The sequence below is a fragment of the Actinomadura sp. NPDC048021 genome (assembly GCF_040653135.1).
In the GTDB taxonomy this organism is placed as follows: Bacteria; Actinomycetota; Actinomycetes; order Streptosporangiales; family Streptosporangiaceae; genus Spirillospora; species Spirillospora verrucosospora.
This window is the reverse complement of the sequence record NZ_JBEZJQ010000009.1, coordinates 263284-278726: the sequence shown is the minus strand read 5'-3', so window position 1 is coordinate 278726 and position 15443 is coordinate 263284. Positions and strand designations below refer to the sequence as shown.

The 15443-nt window shown below is 71.7% G+C and carries 16 protein-coding genes; 9 read left to right on the top strand and 7 right to left on the bottom strand.

Annotated elements, in window-relative coordinates:
* Positions 1-109 precede the first annotated feature (109 nt).
* The gene (locus AB0C87_RS17670; protein ID WP_345171931.1) at positions 110-442 is read right to left on the bottom strand and encodes a hypothetical protein; all 333 of its coding nucleotides are present in this window, start codon (positions 440-442) and stop codon (positions 110-112) included.
* Between the two features lie 452 nt (positions 443-894).
* Between AB0C87_RS17670 and AB0C87_RS17665 the strand changes: the two genes are divergently transcribed.
* Positions 895-1686, top strand: a complete 792-nt coding sequence (locus AB0C87_RS17665) for an alpha/beta fold hydrolase (protein WP_345171933.1) — start codon at positions 895-897, stop codon at positions 1684-1686.
* Between the two features lie 83 nt (positions 1687-1769).
* Positions 1770-2681 carry a hypothetical protein gene (locus tag AB0C87_RS17660; RefSeq protein ID WP_360578469.1) on the top strand — a complete coding sequence of 304 codons (912 nt, stop codon included), beginning with the start codon at positions 1770-1772 and terminating at the stop codon, positions 2679-2681.
* A 14-nt stretch (positions 2682-2695) separates the two neighbouring features.
* On the opposite strand, the gene AB0C87_RS17655 is transcribed toward AB0C87_RS17660, so the two are convergent.
* The 3 genes from AB0C87_RS17655 to AB0C87_RS17645 all read right to left on the bottom strand — a co-directional run bounded on the left by AB0C87_RS17655 (position 2696) and on the right by AB0C87_RS17645 (position 4595).
* Positions 2696-3052, bottom strand: coding sequence for an MmcQ/YjbR family DNA-binding protein (locus AB0C87_RS17655; protein WP_360361233.1), 357 nt, complete (start codon positions 3050-3052; stop codon positions 2696-2698).
* Between the two features lie 41 nt (positions 3053-3093).
* Positions 3094-3459, bottom strand: a complete 366-nt coding sequence (locus AB0C87_RS17650) for a VOC family protein (RefSeq protein WP_345171940.1) — start codon at positions 3457-3459, stop codon at positions 3094-3096.
* 185 nt (positions 3460-3644) lie between these two features.
* Positions 3645-4595 (bottom strand): alpha/beta hydrolase, encoded by a 951-nt coding sequence (locus tag AB0C87_RS17645; RefSeq protein WP_360578467.1) that lies wholly within the window; start codon positions 4593-4595, stop codon positions 3645-3647.
* A gap of 433 nt (positions 4596-5028) precedes the next feature.
* Here AB0C87_RS17645 and AB0C87_RS17640 point away from each other — a divergent pair, with 433 nt between their 5' ends.
* The 4 genes from AB0C87_RS17640 to AB0C87_RS17625 are packed head-to-tail and all read left to right on the top strand — an operon-like array spanning position 5029 to position 8426.
* Entirely contained in the window at positions 5029-5673 is a 645-nt protein-coding gene (locus tag AB0C87_RS17640) for an ABC transporter permease (protein WP_345171944.1), read from the top strand.
* A complete protein-coding gene (locus AB0C87_RS17635) occupies positions 5670-6680 on the top strand; it encodes an ABC transporter ATP-binding protein (RefSeq protein ID WP_345171946.1) in 1011 nt (336 codons plus the stop codon). The genes AB0C87_RS17640 and AB0C87_RS17635 overlap by 4 nt, the downstream gene beginning before the upstream one ends.
* Positions 6677-7450, top strand: coding sequence for an ABC transporter permease (locus AB0C87_RS17630; protein ID WP_360578465.1), 774 nt, complete (start codon positions 6677-6679; stop codon positions 7448-7450). The genes AB0C87_RS17635 and AB0C87_RS17630 overlap by 4 nt, the downstream gene beginning before the upstream one ends.
* A 19-nt stretch (positions 7451-7469) precedes the next feature.
* Positions 7470-8426 carry a glycine betaine ABC transporter substrate-binding protein gene (locus AB0C87_RS17625; protein ID WP_360578463.1) on the top strand — a complete coding sequence of 319 codons (957 nt, stop codon included), beginning with the start codon at positions 7470-7472 and terminating at the stop codon, positions 8424-8426.
* A 10-nt stretch (positions 8427-8436) separates the two neighbouring features.
* Here the strand turns inward: AB0C87_RS17625 and AB0C87_RS17620 are convergent, their stop codons facing one another.
* Positions 8437-8952 (bottom strand): cupin domain-containing protein, encoded by a 516-nt coding sequence (locus AB0C87_RS17620; RefSeq protein WP_360578461.1) that lies wholly within the window; start codon positions 8950-8952, stop codon positions 8437-8439.
* Positions 8953-8954: 2 nt separating this feature from the next.
* Positions 8955-10355, bottom strand: coding sequence for a gluconate:H+ symporter (locus AB0C87_RS17615; RefSeq protein ID WP_345171954.1), 1401 nt, complete (start codon positions 10353-10355; stop codon positions 8955-8957).
* A 138-nt stretch (positions 10356-10493) separates the two neighbouring features.
* On the opposite strand from AB0C87_RS17615, the gene AB0C87_RS17610 reads away from it, so the two are divergent.
* The gene (locus AB0C87_RS17610) at positions 10494-11195 is read left to right on the top strand and encodes an FCD domain-containing protein (protein WP_345171956.1); all 702 of its coding nucleotides are present in this window, start codon (positions 10494-10496) and stop codon (positions 11193-11195) included.
* 4 nt (positions 11196-11199) lie between these two features.
* Here AB0C87_RS17610 and AB0C87_RS17605 read toward each other — a convergent pair whose 3' ends face one another.
* Positions 11200-12051: a DUF72 domain-containing protein gene (locus AB0C87_RS17605; RefSeq protein ID WP_353833622.1), complete on the bottom strand. Its 852-nt coding sequence runs from the start codon at positions 12049-12051 to the stop codon at positions 11200-11202.
* Positions 12052-12485: 434 nt separating this feature from the next.
* Between AB0C87_RS17605 and AB0C87_RS17600 the strand changes: the two genes are divergently transcribed.
* Positions 12486-14804 carry a LuxR C-terminal-related transcriptional regulator gene (locus tag AB0C87_RS17600; RefSeq protein WP_360578459.1) on the top strand — a complete coding sequence of 773 codons (2319 nt, stop codon included), beginning with the start codon at positions 12486-12488 and terminating at the stop codon, positions 14802-14804.
* 17 nt (positions 14805-14821) lie between these two features.
* The gene (locus AB0C87_RS17595) at positions 14822-15430 is read left to right on the top strand and encodes a restriction endonuclease (RefSeq protein WP_360578457.1); all 609 of its coding nucleotides are present in this window, start codon (positions 14822-14824) and stop codon (positions 15428-15430) included.
* Positions 15431-15443: the final 13 nt, after the last annotated feature.

Sequence of the window (15443 nt, the reverse complement as noted above, 5' to 3'; positions counted from 1 at the left end):
GGCCGGGGACAGGTCGCCCGACGCGGGCAGCAGCAGGACGTCCCGCTGCCCGCGGTTCAGGGGTGCTGGACCCTGGCCGCCGGCGTCGTGCCGTCGTGAGGATCTGCCGTCAGGCGCCGCCGAGTGCGCCGTGGGGGGAGTGTTCCTGGGCCAGCCTTCTGTCGTTGTCGGCCCATCGGCGGTGGCGGGCGGCCGACTGGAGGTGCAGTTCGGCCTCTTCGGGGTGGACGGTGGCCATGTCCTCCAGAAGCGACGCGGCGCGGTCGTGGGCTCGCGCCGAGGAGACCATCGCCTGCTGCGCGTACTCCTCGGCCGCGCGCCTGTACTCCGAGGCCGTCGCGGAGGCTTCGGGAACGTCCGGCGCCCGCGTCGTCGCGCCGCGCTCGCCGGCTCGCCGCGTACGGCGCGCCCTCACCCGAAGCGTGCGATCTTCGCTGTCCATAGCAGCCAATCCGACGCCAAAGCCCGTCGACCAACCAGCCCACCAGACACGATTGATTTGTACCCAGCACCGTGTCCTTTCAGCCCACTCTGGCGGACAGATACTTAATCCGTCATTTCCCTATGGGCGGCCATGGGGTCGCGGAGGCTCGGGTGCCGGTATCGATGGTGTTGACCTGCGCGGCTTCCTTGTGACCGTGAGGAGGGGAGGAAGGGAATTGTTCTTGGTGCGGGAAGTAATCGCTGGCCCTGGTAATGGCGGATTCCTTGTTCGTTCGTGCGCATGGCGCCGGTCCCCACAGCCTGAGACGGAGACGTATCCGGCGTCGTCGCGCCATAGCAGCGGACGTGCGACGGCCACTTCTTCCCATCCACAACCGTGACGGGCCGCTCGCCGACGTGTCGAGGCGGGTGGTTCTTCGACCATCGCGGCCGATGAGCGACCATGGAAGTGTGGCGACTCCCGAACCGCTCACCCTCTACACCGCCGACGGTGTCCGAATCGACGCAGGTCACACGCCTTCCGACGGGGAGGTCTGCTTCGTCCTGGCGCACGGCTTCACCTGCTCGTGGCGCCGGCCCGCGCTGCGCCGGATCGCGGCGGCCCTCGGCCGGCACGGCGGCGTGATCGGGCTCGACTTCCGCGGACACGGACGGTCCGGCGGCCACTCCACGGTCGGAGACCGCGAGGTGCTCGACATCGACGCGGCGGTCGCGGCGGCCAGGCGACGGGGATACGGGCGGATCGTCCTGGCGGGCTTCTCCATGGGCGGTGCCATCGTCGTCAGGCACGCGGCGCTGCACGGCGGCGTGGACGCCGTGATCTCGGTCAGCGCGCCGGCACGCTGGTACTACCGCGGAACGGTGCCGATGCGGCGCGTGCACTGGGTGATCGAACGGCGCGCGGGGCGGATGGCCGTCCGCCTGGCGCGCGGCACGCGCATCGCGCCCAAGGGCTGGGATCCCGTTCCGGAGGCGCCGCACGAGGTCGCCGGACGGATCGCGCCGGTGCCGCTGCTGGTCGTCCACGGGGCAGCGGACGCGTTCTTCCCCGTCGAACACGGCCATCAGCTCTACGAGGCGGCGTCCGACCCGAAGGAACTGTGGATAGAACCGTCCTTCGGCCACGCCGAGGTGGCCGCCGCCCCTGAGTTGATCGACCGCATGGCCGCATGGGCGACGAGAGTGGTCTCCGCGACGCCCGTCCCAGGCGCAGAGCCGCCACAAGGCCGAACTCGCGACTAGCGCACTGACCTCGGATAACTCAAAGTTATCCACATTCTCGCCACCCCCTGCCCGGCACCGCCGGACAAGGCATCCTCAATCCCATGGACGGATTCACCCTCACCTGGAAGCGGACGGCCGCCGACTCGATCATCCCCATCGGGCCGGACGCCTACTTCGTCCCCGTCAAAGGGACCGGCCTCGCCGCGCGCGCCGCGGCGTTGAGCAGCATCCTTCCCCCGGAAGCCGTCATCGCGCGGCGCACCGCCGCATGGATCTGGGGCCTGGACGTCTTACCTCCGGGAGTGAGCGAGCTCGACTGGGACGTCGAACTCGTCACTCCCCGACCCCCTGAGGCCCCACCGGCCCCGGTCCCGATCACCGCCGACAGCGTCGACCTCCCGCCCGAACACATAGTGAAGGAATCCGATGTACGCCTCACCTGCCCGACCCGCACCGCCCTCGACTGCGCCCGCTGGCTTCCCCGCTACGAGGCGGTCGCGGCGCTGGACCAGTTCCTGCGCCGAGACGTGGCCGTGGAGGAACTCGCCGCGATGGCCCGCACGCTGCGGGGATACCGCGGGAACCAACGGCTGCGCCAGATCCTCAGGCTCGCCGACCGCGGCGCGGCCTCCCCCGGCGAGAGCTGGATCCGCGTCGCCGTCGCGGACACCGGCTTCCCGCGCCCTGAGACGCAGATCCCCGTGCGAAGCGCGAAAGGCAACTGGTTCTATATCGACCTCGGCTACCGCGAGTTCCGCGTCGGCCTCGAATACGACGGCGAACGCCACCACACCGGCCGAGAGGCCAGAAGCCACGACGCACAGCGCCGAAGCTGGCTCGACAAGGAGATGGGCTGGGACGTCATCCCCGTCACCAAGAACTTCTTGACTCGTCCCGCCCCTTACCTGGGCGCTCTCCTGACGGCGCTGCTCCAGCGCGGCTGGCAACCCGACAACGCCACGATGGACCACATAGCCGCACGCCTCGCACGTCTGGAACGCCGACCACGCTGAACGCCAAGGGCCGGCTACCCGCGGTCGAGGAGATCGACCAGCCGTTTGGGGGCGATGAGCCGGTAACTGTCCTCGATCAGCTCGGCCATCTCATCCCAGTCGTGGTCGGCGTCGAGCCGCGCGCCGACCCAGCCCTTGGCGCCCACGTACTTCGGGACGAAGAAACGCTCGGGCGCCTCCGCGACCAGAGCTTCCTGCACACCGGGTCCGGCCTTGAACGTCAGAGACAGGCCGTCCTCGGAGGTCATCGCGAACAGCTTGTCGCGCACACGGAAGGAGGGCGCTGTATGACCGCCGAAAGGCTTCTCCGTCACCTCTGGCAACGACATGCAGATCTCTCGAATCCTGAGCAGGGCATCAGAGTCGTCCATCGCCGATTCCTTCTTCTCCAGGCGGCATGGTCGCGGGACCGCTATTCGATGAGGGAGGCGTGAGGCCGCAACACACAGAACTCGTTCCCTTCGGGATCCGCGAGCACGACCCACGACACGTCGGCGGACTGGCCGATGTCGACGCGGCGAGCACCGAGGGCGAGGATGCGCTGGACTTCGGCCTCCTGGTCGTCCGGGTCGAGGTCTATGTGCAACCGGTTCTTCACAGCCTTCGTGCCGTCGACCCGGAGGAAGCACAGCCCGGGATAGGTGTGGGGGTCCGCGCCGACGATGACCTCGTCCTCCGAGCGGTAGAGCACCGGCTGATCGAGGACGGCCGCCCAGAACTCGGCGAGTACGGAAGGCTCCCGAGAGTCGACGACCAGGTGATAGAAGCGCGATGCCATCCCCAGAGGCTAGCCCCCGCCCCCGACACCCCGAAAAAGCCAACAAGGCGCGCCCCATCCCCAAAGCCACCCCCACCAGCCCAACCCAAGCCAACCCAACCCAAGCCAACCCAACCCAGGCCAGGCCAGGCCAGGCCAGCCAAGAGGCGGTGATTTGTGGGATGCGGTTTGGGGGCCTGCTGGGTTCACGGGATGGGGTGGAGGGCGCGGTGGAGGGCGGTGGTGCGGTCGGCGATCATGCGTTGGGTCACGGGGGCTTCTGTGATCATGGTGGAGCCGTGGAAGGTGCCGGGGTAGTGGTGCAGTTCGGTCGGGACGCCCGCCTGGATCAGCCTCTGCGCGTAGGCCAGGCCCTCGTCGCGTAGCGGGTCGAACTCGCACGTCGTGACGTAGGCGGGTGGTAGGCCGGAAAGGTCCTCGGCGCGGGCGGGGGCCGCGTACGGGGAGACGCCGTCGGTGCCGCGGACGCCCTTGCCCAGGTAGTAGTCCCAGCTCAGCTCGGCGTTGGAGCGGTGCCAGATCGGTGTGTCGGTGAAGGCGCGCATGGACGGGGTGTCGAGCCGGTCGTCCAGCTCCGGGACGCCGAGGAACTGGAAGCGCAGCGGCGGGCCGCCCCGGTCGCGGGCGAGGAGGGCGACGGCCGCGGACAGTCCGCCGCCCGCGCTCTCGCCGCCTATGGCCAGCCGCGCCGGGTCGATCCCGAGGTCGGCGGCGTTCGCCGCCGTCCAGGTGAGAGCGGCGTAGCAGTCTTCGAGCCCGGCCGGGAAGGGGTGCTCGGGAGCGAGGCGGTACTCGACGGACACCACCACGGCGTCGACCTCCATCGCGAAAGCGGTCGCGTCGTCAGAGGACAGGTCGATGCTGCCCAGGACGAATCCGCCCGGGTGGAGGTAGACGAGCCCAGGGAGGACTCCCGCCCGGTTCGCCGGCGCATAGATGCGAAGCGGGACGGCCGGTGCGTTGGGCGGGCCGGGAATGGTGAGGTCGCGGGTCTCGACCGGTGCGGGAGGGGTGTATTCCGGCGTACCGGCGAACATGTCTTTCTCGTCCCGGCGGGTCTGCTCGATGTCGGCGATCGAGAGGCGCGGGACTCGCTCCATCCACGGGAGGAGGTCTGGATCGTAGGCGTAGGGCACCTCGGGGCTCCTTTCGGCGTGACCAGTGTCGGACGGTTCGTGGCGCTTGCCCAGTTGTTGATCGCTTGTTGCTGGTGGGGGGTGTTGTGGGGTGGGGTGCCTGCCCGTTCGGGGCTGGTCTTGGGGTCGGTGTCGGACGGTTTGTGGGGCTTGCCCAGTTGTTGTTCGCTTGTTGCTGGTGGGGGGTGTTGTGGGGTGGGGGCCTGCCCGTTCGGGGCTGGTGTCGACGCGTGCGGTGCGTGCCGTGAGGGGGCGTGGTGGGGGGCCTTCGCGGGCCCCTGGTGCGGCGGTGGGGACGTGTTCGAGCGTTCGGTCTCACCGATCCGTTATTGCCAGACTGATCATCCGTAGGCAGCCTCTGAGGTATGGGAGACGCGAACCCCACCGTCCTTGCCCGGGCTCCCGCCGCCGCGCGCGGTGACGGGAGGCGGCGATGAGCTTCTCCGAGTACCTGTCCGAACGCTGGCCCGAGATCGCCCGGATGATGGGCGAGCACGCCGAGGTCGTCCTGATCGCCGTCGCGATCGCGGCCGTGGTCGGGATCGGGCTCGGTGTCGTGGTCGAGGGGCGGCCGAGGGCGCGGGGACTGGCCCTCGGCGTCACCGGCACCATGCTGACCGTCCCGTCGCTCGCGCTGTTCGGGCTGCTCATCCCGGTGTTCGGGCTGGGGCTGGCCCCGACGATCACCGCGCTGGCGCTGTACGCGGTGTTCCCGATCCTGCGCAACACCATCACCGGCCTGGACGGTGTGCCTGGCGCGGTAGAGGAGGCGGCGCGGGGGATGGGGATGAGCCCGCTGAGCCGGATGCTGAGGGTCAGGCTGCCGCTGGCCTGGCCGGTCGTGCTCACCGGCGTCCGGGTCGCCACGATCATGACGGTGGCGATCGCGGCGATCGCCGCCGCCGTGGCCGGTCCTGGGCTGGGCGAGCTGATCTTCGGGGGGCTGTCGCGCATCGGCGGCGCCAACGCGCTGAACGACACCCTCGCCGGAACGCTCGGCGTCGCCGTCCTGGCGCTCGTCCTGGACGCGCTGTTCGTCCTGCTGTCCCGGCTCACCACCTCCAGGGGGCTGCGATGACCGAACCCGCCGCGACCGAGACCGCGCGGCCCGCCCCAGCCGGGCGGGAGATGATCCGGCTTGAGGGCGTCACCAAGCGGTATCCGGGGCAGGACGCCCCGGCCGTCGGCGACCTCACGCTCAGCGTCCGGGACGGGGAGATCGTCGTGCTGCTGGGCCCGTCGGGCTGCGGCAAGACGACCACGCTTCGTCTGATCAACCGGCTGATCGAACCGACCTCGGGCCGCATCCTGCTCGACGGGGAGGACGTCACCCGCGCCGATCCCGACCGGCTGCGCCGCCGCATCGGCTACGTGATCCAGCAGGTCGGGCTGTTCCCGCACATGACGATCGCCGCGAACGTCGGGCTCATCCCGCGGACGCTCGGCTGGGACGGCGGGCGCGTCCGCGCGCGCGTCGACGAGCTGCTCGACATGGTGGGGCTCGATCCCGGCACGTACCGCGGCCGGTATCCGAAGGAGCTGTCGGGCGGGCAGCAGCAGCGCGTCGGGGTGGCCCGCGCCCTCGCCGCCGACCCGCCCGCGATGCTGATGGACGAGCCGTTCGGCGCACTCGACCCCATCACGCGGGAGCGGCTGCAGGACGCGTTCCTGGAGCTCCAGGCCCGGATCGGCAAGACGATCGTGCTGGTCACCCACGATCTCACCGAGGCGCTGAAGCTCGGCGACCGGATCGCGATCCTCGGGCAGGGGGCGAGGCTCGTGCAGTACGACACGCCCGCGGCGATCCTCGCCGAGCCGGCCGACGGGTTCGTCGCGGAGTTCGTCGGGGCGGGCGCGGCGATGCGGCGGCTGCGGCTGGTCGAGGTCGGCTCGATCGGGTTGCTGCCCGCCGGGGAAGGCGCCCCGGCCGCGACCGTCCGCGCGGACCAGTCCCTGTACGAGGCCCTCGACGCGATGCTCCGCGCCGGGACGGAGACCGCCACCGTCCTGGACGAGGACGGGCGCGCCGCGGGCGCCGTCTCGTGGTCGGCGATCGTCCGGCAGAACTCGGAGCCGAGGCCGTGACCGTCACGGCGGTGCCGGAGCGGACGAGGCCTGGCGACGAGGCCGCCGGGCGCTCCCTCGCCGGGCTCCTCGCCACCCCCGTGTTCCTCGTCGCGGTGTCGGCGGCGCTCTACCTCTACGTGCGCGGCCTCGACCTCGACGCGATCGAGCGCAGGTCCCTCGACCGGTCCGAGATCACCCACCAGTTCCTCCAGCACGTCAGGCTGGTCGCGGTGTCCACGACGCTGGTCCTCGCGATCGCGGTCCCGCTCGGCGTGCTGCTGACGCGGGCGCGGCTGAGCCGGTTCTCGGCGCCGTTCCTCGCGCTCGCCAACGTGGGGCAGGCCGTCCCGTCGATCGGCGTGCTCGTCCTGCTCGCCGTCACGGTCGGCATCGGCTTCCAGAAGGCGGTGATCGCGCTCATCCTGGTGTCGGCCCTGCCGGTGCTGCGCAACACGATGGTGGGGCTGCAAGGCGTGGACCGGTCGCTCATCGAGGCGGGGCGCGGCATCGGCCTGTCCCGGGCGGCGGTCCTGTTCCGCGTCGAGCTGCCGCTCGCCGTCCCGGTGATCCTCGCCAGCGTCCGGGTCGCGGTGATCCTCAACGTGGGCAGCGCGACGCTGGCCGCGTTCACCAACGCCGGCGGGCTCGGCGACCTCATCAACACCGGCATCTCCCTCAACCGGACCCCGATCCTGCTCACCGGAAGCGTCCTGACCGCCGTGCTCGCGATGGCGGCCGACTGGCTGATCGGCATCGTCGAGTTCGTCCTGCGCCCCCGCGGCCTCTGAAACCCGAGGAGAAGTCACCATGCGCAAGCTCGCCGCCGCCGCGTCCCTCGCCGCCGTCGCCCTGACCGCCGGCTGCTTCAGCTCCACCGGAACCGACGCCAAGGCCGGGAGCCTGGCCGAGGGCAACTCGCTGAAGGGCGTCACCCTCACGGTCGGGTCGAAGGAGTTCACCGAGCAACTCGTGCTCTGCCAGGTCACCGCCCTCGCGCTGCGCTCGGCGGGCGCGACCGTGAAGGAGAAGTGCGGGCTCCAGGGCAGCAACACCACGCGGGCCGCGCTGACGTCCGGCAGCATCGACATGTACTGGGAGTACACGGGCACCGCCTGGGTCAACTACCTCAAGCAGACGGAGCCGATCGGCGACCCGGCCCGGCAGTACGCGGCCGTCGCGGAGCAGGACCTCGCGAAGAACAAGGTGAAGTGGCTGGCCGCGGCGCCCGCCAACAACACCTATGCCCTCGCGGTGAAGACGGCGACGATGCGCCGGCTCGGGATCGCGGACCTGTCGGGCTACGCGCGGCTGGCGAAGAGCGACCCGTCGAAGGCGTCCACGTGCGTGGCGAGCGAGTTCGCGGGACGCAGTGACGGGTGGCCCGGTTTGCAGAAGGCGTACGGGTTCAGCCTGCCGAAGGCGGACGTGGCGACGCTGGCCGAGGGCGCCATCTACGACGCCGTCGGGAAGGGCAAGCCGTGCGCCTTCGGGGAGGTCGCCACGACCGATGGGCGGATCAAGGCGCTCGGCCTGACCCCGGTTCCGGACGACAAGAAGTTCTTTCCCGTCTACAACCCCGCCCTGACCGTCCGGGAGACGGTCCACCGGGACGATCCCGCCATCGAGAAGATCGTGAACCCGATCGCGGCCGCGCTCACCGACGCGGTCCTGCAGGAACTCAACGGCGAGGTCGACATCAAGGGCGAGCAGCCCGCGAAGGTCGCCGAGACGTGGCTGAAGTCCAAGGGCTTCATCGGCGGGTAGCCGCCCGGCGTCACACCATGTACTGGTCGTGGCGCCGGTACAGGTCCGTCCACTCCTCGTCGCTGAGCCGCCGGCCGGTCGCGGCGATCTCGGCGAGCTCCTCGAAGTAGGCCTCGCGCGGAGCGCCCGGGGTGAAGAGCAGGAGCATCGCCGCCAGCTCGCCCGACTCGTTGCGGAACCCGTGCACGCCGCCCTCGGGGACGAAGAGGAAGTCGCCGGCCGAGGTGTCCTTCCAGCCCGTCCCGTCGTGCAGCCGGACCGTTCCGGACAGGATGTAGAACGACTCTGTGATCGTCCGATGGAAGTGCGGCATCGGGCCGGAGGGCTTCGGCCCCATCTCCCAGCGGTAGAGGCCGAACGCGCCGTTCGTGGAGCCGCCGGTGCCCAGGTAGTGGACGCGCGTCCCGCGGTGGACGCCGTCGCCGTCGACGGCGCCGATGAGCAGGTCGGGCGCCGCCCCGGCGGGGCGCAGCGTCCCGCTGCTCTCGCCGCCGTCCCCGAGATAGCGGGCGTCGGGATAGGTCATGGCTACACCACCAGGTTCAGCAGGAGGACGAACACGAGGCCGCACACCGAGATCACGGTCTCCATCAGCGACCACGTCCTGATGTTCTGCCCGACGCTGAGCCCGAAATACTCCTTCACCAGCCAGAAGCCCGCGTCGTTGACGTGGGAGAAGAACAGCGAGCCGGCCCCGATCGCGAGGACGAGCAGCGATGTCTCGCCGCTGTCGAGCGTGGTGGCCAGCGGTGCGAGGATCCCGGCCGCGGTGACCGTGGCCACGGTCGCCGAGCCGGTGGCGAGCCGGATGAGGACGGCGACCAGCCACGCCAGGAACAGCACCGAGAGGTCGCTGTCCTTGACCCAGTCGGCGACGAGGTCGCCGATGCCGGTGTCGACGAGCGTCTGCTTGAAGCCGCCGCCGGCGGCCACGATCAGCAGCGGGCCGGCGATGGGCGGCAGGGAGCCGGCCAGCGAGGAGGCGATCCCCTCCCGGTCCATGCCGGAGCCGCGGCCGAAGGTGAACATGGCGACGACGACCGCGATGATCAGCGCGACCAGCGGGGTGCCGAGGTTGTCCAGGACGGTGCGCACCCGGTCGCCCTCGTCCAGGGTGATGTCGGCGACGGCCTTGCCCAGCATCAGCACGACCGGGAGCAGCACGGTGAACAGGGTGACGGGGAAGGACGGGCGACGGCGCCGCTCGGCGTCCACGGCGGCGTGGTCGTCGGCGTCCCGCCCGTCCGCGGCCGTGACGTAGAGCTCCGGCGCGGGGACGTCCACCCAGCGGGAGGCGAACCGGGCGAACACCGGGCCGGACAGCGCGATGGTGGGGAGCGCGACGGCGATGCCGAGGGCGAGCGTGAGACCGAGGTCGGCCTTGAGGGAGTCGATCGCGACGAGGGGCCCCGGGTGCGGCGGGACCAGCCCGTGCATCGCCGACAGTCCCGCCAGCGCGGGGATCCCCACCGCGATGACGGACATCTGGGCGCGCCGCGCCACCAGCAGGATGACCGGTACCAGCAGGACGAGCCCGATCTCGAAGAACATCGGCAGCCCGATCAGCGCTCCCACGAGGGCCATGGCCCAGGGCAGGAACCGGCGCCCGGTGCGGCCGATGATCGTGTCGACGATCTGGTCGGCGCCGCCGGAGTCCGCGAGCAGCTTGCCGAACATTGCGCCGAAGGCGATCAGCGCGCCGACCCCGGCGGCGGTGTCGCCGAACCCCTTGGTGAAGGCGTCGATGGTGTCGGCCACCGGAAGCCCCGCGACGATCCCGACCAGGAGCGAGCCGAGCGTCAGGCTCAGGAACGGGTGCACCTTGAGATAAGTGATCAGTACGACGATCAGGGCGATGCCGGCGAGCGCGGCCGGCACGAGCCTCCCGCTCGACGCCGCCGGCGCCGCGGCCAGCACGATCGGGTGCATGCGTCATCCTCCTGGGAGCCGGAGTGAACGAGGGTGCTCGCCCGAGTGTGGCGGCTATAACCTGCCGTTAACAAGGGATAGCTCCGTAAAATCATATCTTTGTCAGAGGTTGTCCGGCTTCATGTGATGATTAGCGGCATGGTGGAGACCCCGTCGACGGGCCTGCACGGCAGCGTGCTCGACCGGCTCGGCATGCTGATCACGTCCGGCGCGCTGCCCGCGGGCGAGGTGCTGCGGATCGAGCAGCTGGAGGCGCGGTTCGCCGTCTCCCGGTCGGTGATCCGGGAGGCGATCCGCGTCCTGGAGTCCATGGGCATGGTCAGGAGCCGCCGGAGGGTCGGCGTCACGGTCGCCGACCGCTCGGGCTGGAACCTGTTCGATCCGCAGATCATCGGCTGGCGGCTCGACGGCGACGGCCGGGACGAGCAGCTGCGCTCGCTCGGCGAGCTGCGCCGCGGGCTGGAGCCGGTGGCCGCCGCGCTCGCCGCGCGGAACGCGACGCCGGCGCAGTGCGGCGCGCTGACCGGCGCGGTCATGGAGATGGCGGTGCACGGCAGGTCCGGCGACCTGGAGGCCTACCTGGCCGCGGACATCCGCTTCCACCGGACGCTCCTGGAGGCGTCCGGCAACGAGATGATGGGCGCGCTGAGCGGGGTGGTCGCCGCGGTCCTGGCCGGCCGCACCCACCACGACCTGATGCCCGCGCACCCCGAGCCGGCCGCGATCCGCTGGCACGCCGAGGTGGCGCAGGCGGTGCAGGCCGGCGACGCCGAGGCCGCCGAACGCGCCATGCGCGACATCGTCGAGGAGGCGACCCGGGCGATGCTGGAGCCCGGCTGACCGGTCAGAACAGCGTCGGCGGCTCCGCCGGGACGGGCTCGGGCAGCGGCTCCAAACCGGGCACGCGGGCCCTCACCTCGTCGTGGAAGCGGCGGGCGAGCGCGGGCGCGTCGGCGTTGTCGGGCGTGTGGACGAACACGGTCGGCGAGCGTCCCTCGGCAAGCCACTCCGCGACGCGGCCGACCCAGAACCGCCAGCCCTCGACGGTGCGCTCGGTGTCGTCCCGTCCCAGGTAGCGGACGATGGGACGGTCCGTGAGCGCCTCCGCCCTGCGCGGCACCCGCGGCTTCTTCGTCCAGGCGTCGCGTTCGGCGTCGCTGGTCGGACGGCTCTGGAAGAACGCGGTCGTGTCGAACGGGACCCACTCGGCCTCGGCGCGGGACAGGACGCGCTCAAGGTCGCGCACGGCTCCCGCGTCCTCGAAGAACGCGCGGTGACGCACCTCGACGGCGTACCTGTGCGCAGCGGGCAGCCCGCGCAGGAACGCCGCCAGCGTTCCGAGGTCACCCGGGCCGAAGGAGCCGGGGAGCTGCACCCACAGCGCGTGCGCCCGCGACCCGAGCGGCTCGATGGCGTGCAGGAACGCCCGCAGTTCCTCCCCGCCCCCGGCGAGCCGCCGCTCGTGTGTGATCGTCTTCGGGAGTTTGGTCACGAACCGGAAGCCGGGCCCGGTCTGCTCCGCCCACGACTCCACGGTGCTCCGCGCCGGCGTCGCGTAGAAGGTGGTGTTGCCTTCCACCGCGTTGCACCAGCTCGCATAGGCTCGCAGCCGCTCGCCCGGAGGCAGCGACGGCGGGACGAACCGCCCCTGCCACCGCGTGTGAGCCCACATCGCGCACCCCACGTGAAGCCGCATCCTCCGACGCTACCGGTGATCCGAGGGCCTCCGGTCCGGCCGGCGGGGCCTCGGGCGTGGACGCTCGTGGCGAGGAGGGGACGCGTGCCGTGTTCCGGCGGCCGGGGGTCTCCCCAGACCCCCGGCCGCCGGGCCGGCGAACCCGCATCGGAACGCCGGCGGACGGGATCCGGCCGCCGCGGAATCGCGGGAGCCGCGCTCACTGCTCCCGTCCGCTGGGACGGGGTCCCCCCGCGAGGCGGACCTTCCCCCAGTCCGGCTGGGAACCATCCTGCCGGGCCGCCGGGGAGCCGGCATCGGTAGATACACCGATCCGTGTACCGATTCGAGGGCCGATCGGACTTTAGGAAAGTCGTAGCAGTGCGTATTGGTATGACTACAATTCAGGTCACCCCTGGAGCCGGTAACCCCGGCGATAGCTGACTGGAGACGCCGTGCCGCTGACCGCGACGCTGGAACGACAGACGGGACGACTGCCCGCGGAGCTCACCAGCTTCATCGGCCGGGAGGCGGAACTGGAGCAGGCGCGGCGGCTGATCGACGGTCACCGGCTGGTCACCCTGACCGGGTCGGGCGGCGTGGGCAAGACCAGGCTCGCGGTCCGGGCGGCCGACCTGGCGCGCGACGCCTTCCGCGACGGCGTGTTCTTCGTCTGCCTGTCGGGCCTGAGCGAGCCTTCCCTTCTCGCGCAGGCGATCTGCGAGGCGCTCGGGGTGGGGGAGCGCGGCGACGGGCCCGCCGACGCTCTGCTCGCCGACCATCTCGCCGACCTGCGGATCCTGCTCGTCCTCGACACGTGCGAGCACATGGTCGACGAGTGCGCGAAGCTGTGCGAGGCGCTGCTGCGGTCGGCGCCGGAGCTGCGCGTCCTGGCGACCAGCCGGCAGTCGCTGGACGTCATGGGCGAGCACACGTTCACGGTTCCGCCGCTGGGCGGGCCGCGAGCCGCCCACGACGCCGGTGCGGACGGCCGGGAGTGCGACTCGGTCACCCTGTTCGCGGAGCGCGCGGCGGCGACCGTGGAGGGATGGACGCTCACGGGCGCGAACCGCGACGCCGTGGTGCGCCTGTGCACCCGCCTCGACGGCATCCCGCTCGCGATCGAGCTCGCCGCCGTCCAGCTGCGGGTGTTCTCACTGGACCAGGTGCTCGGCCGGCTCGGCACCCACCTGTTCCAGGCCCGGGGGCGGCGGACGGGCCTGCGGCGCCACCAGACCCTGCGGGCGACGGTCGACTGGAGCCACGCGCTCTGCTCGCCCGAGGAACGGCTCCTGTGGGCGCGGCTGTCGGTGTTCGCGGCCGACTTCGACCTGGCCGCCGCCGAGCACGTCTGCTCCGGGGACGGCTTGGACGCCGAGCACGTCGCCGAGGTGCTGACGGACCTCCTGGAGAAGTCCATCGTGCAGCGCGCCGACCGCGGCAGCCGGGTGCGCTACCGGATGCTCGACACGCTGCGGCAGTACGGCGCCGAGCGCCTCGCCGCGCGGGGAGGCGGCGAGGAGGTCCGGCTCCGGTCCCGCTGCTTCGCCTGGTACGCCGGACGGCTGGAACGCGCCCGCGAGGAGCTCACCGGCCCTGAGCAGGTCCGGTGGCTGGACTGGTTCGACCGCGAACGCGCCAACGTCCGCCACGCGCTGGGCAGGGTGCTCGCGACGGCCGACGCGGACGCGGTCCGCGGCGCCATGGAGACCCTCGGGCGGTTCTGGGTGCTGAAGGGCGTGCCGGGCGAGGGCCGCCACTGGATGGACCGGCTGCTCGCGACCCGCGACACGACGGGCCCCGGTTGGTCGGGACTGCTCACGATGGCGGCCATGGCGAGCACGATGCAGAACGACCTCGCCGGGGGCGGCGAGCTGCTGGAACGGGCGCTGGCCCAGGCCCGGGCGGACGGCGATCGGGCGGCCGCCGCGGACGCCCGCACCGGCCAGGGGCTCCTCGCCCTGTTCGCGGGCGACTTCGCCCTGGCGCTGGAGCGGCTCGACAGGGCGGACGAGCTGTACCGGGAGACCGGGTACGACGACGTGCTCGGGCTGCTCGTCGAGATCTTCCGCGGCACGGCGCACCTGTTCGAGAACGACTTCTCCGCCGCCGTCGCGCACGCCGACCGGGCCGTACGCGCGGGCGAGGAGCGCGGGGAGTTCTGGGTCCGCTCCTACGGGATGCTGGTGGGCGGGCTCAGCCTGTGGCTCGCCGGCGACCTGGACGGGGCGATGCGGCGGCTCCGCCGGTCGCTGCGCACCAAACGCGACCTCGGCGACCGGCTGGGGATCACGCTGGGCCTCGAAGCGATCGCCGGTTGCCTGTGCAGCGGTGGCGACCACGTCCGGGCCGCCCGGCTGCTCGGCGCCGCGGACCGGATGCGCGAGTCCACGCGGACGTCCTGGTTCGGCCCCTACCACGCCGTCCTCCGGGACGTGCACATCGACAAGACCGTGGAGGCCCTGGGCGAGGCGCGGTACCGCGCGGCGTTCGAGGAGGGCGAGCGGCTTCCCCTGACACGCGCGATCGCGGAGGCGCTGGACGAGCCCGTTCCCGGGGGCGAGGAAGGCGCGGACGGCGGCGGGTCCCCGCTCACCGAGCGGGAACGGCAGGTCGCGGAACTCGTGGCCGAGGGGCTGTCCAATCGCGGCATCGCCGAGCGCCTGACGATCGCGAAACGCACCGCCGACTCGCACGTCGAGCACATCCTCGCGAAGCTCGGCTACTCGTCCCGCACCCAGATCGCCGTGTGGGTCAGCGGGCGGGAGCAGTGAACTCGTAGGATCCGACCGTGAGCGATCAGGAGGTCCGCGCGGAGCCGCCGTCCGGGGCCCGGGCCGGCATCACCCCCGCGGAGTTCGAGGAGTTCGTCGCCGATCGGCTCCTCGGGTCGGCCGCCCCGCACGTCAGCGGGCTGAGCGTCACGCTGCACGAGAAGGTGGCCGGCTCCGACGGGACCTACGACCTCGACGCGACCGTCCGCTACGGCTTCGCGGGCATGGACTTCCTCGTCGTGGTCGAGGCCAAGCACCACCGGAACCCGATCAAGCGGGAGCTGGTGCAGGTGCTTCACCAGAAGGTCCAGAGCGTCGGCGCGCACAAGGGCGTCATGGTGTCCACCGCCACGTACCAGAGCGGCGCCGTGGCCTTCGCGCGGGCGCACGGCATCGCCCTCGTGACGGTCACGGACGGCCGGTTCCTCTTCGAGACGAGGGACGCCGCGCCGACCGAGGGGCCCGCCGGTTCCGGCCCGCCGCCCTTCCTCGTCCACTGCCATGCCTTTCCCGGCGGGGGACCGGGCACGTCGCGGGTCGTGCTCATGGCGCCGGACGACGACGACTACCCGCGGCAGGCGGCGGAGATCCTGCTGGGCCGCCCGTTCGAGGGCCTCGCCCCGTAGCGCGGCGGGCCGG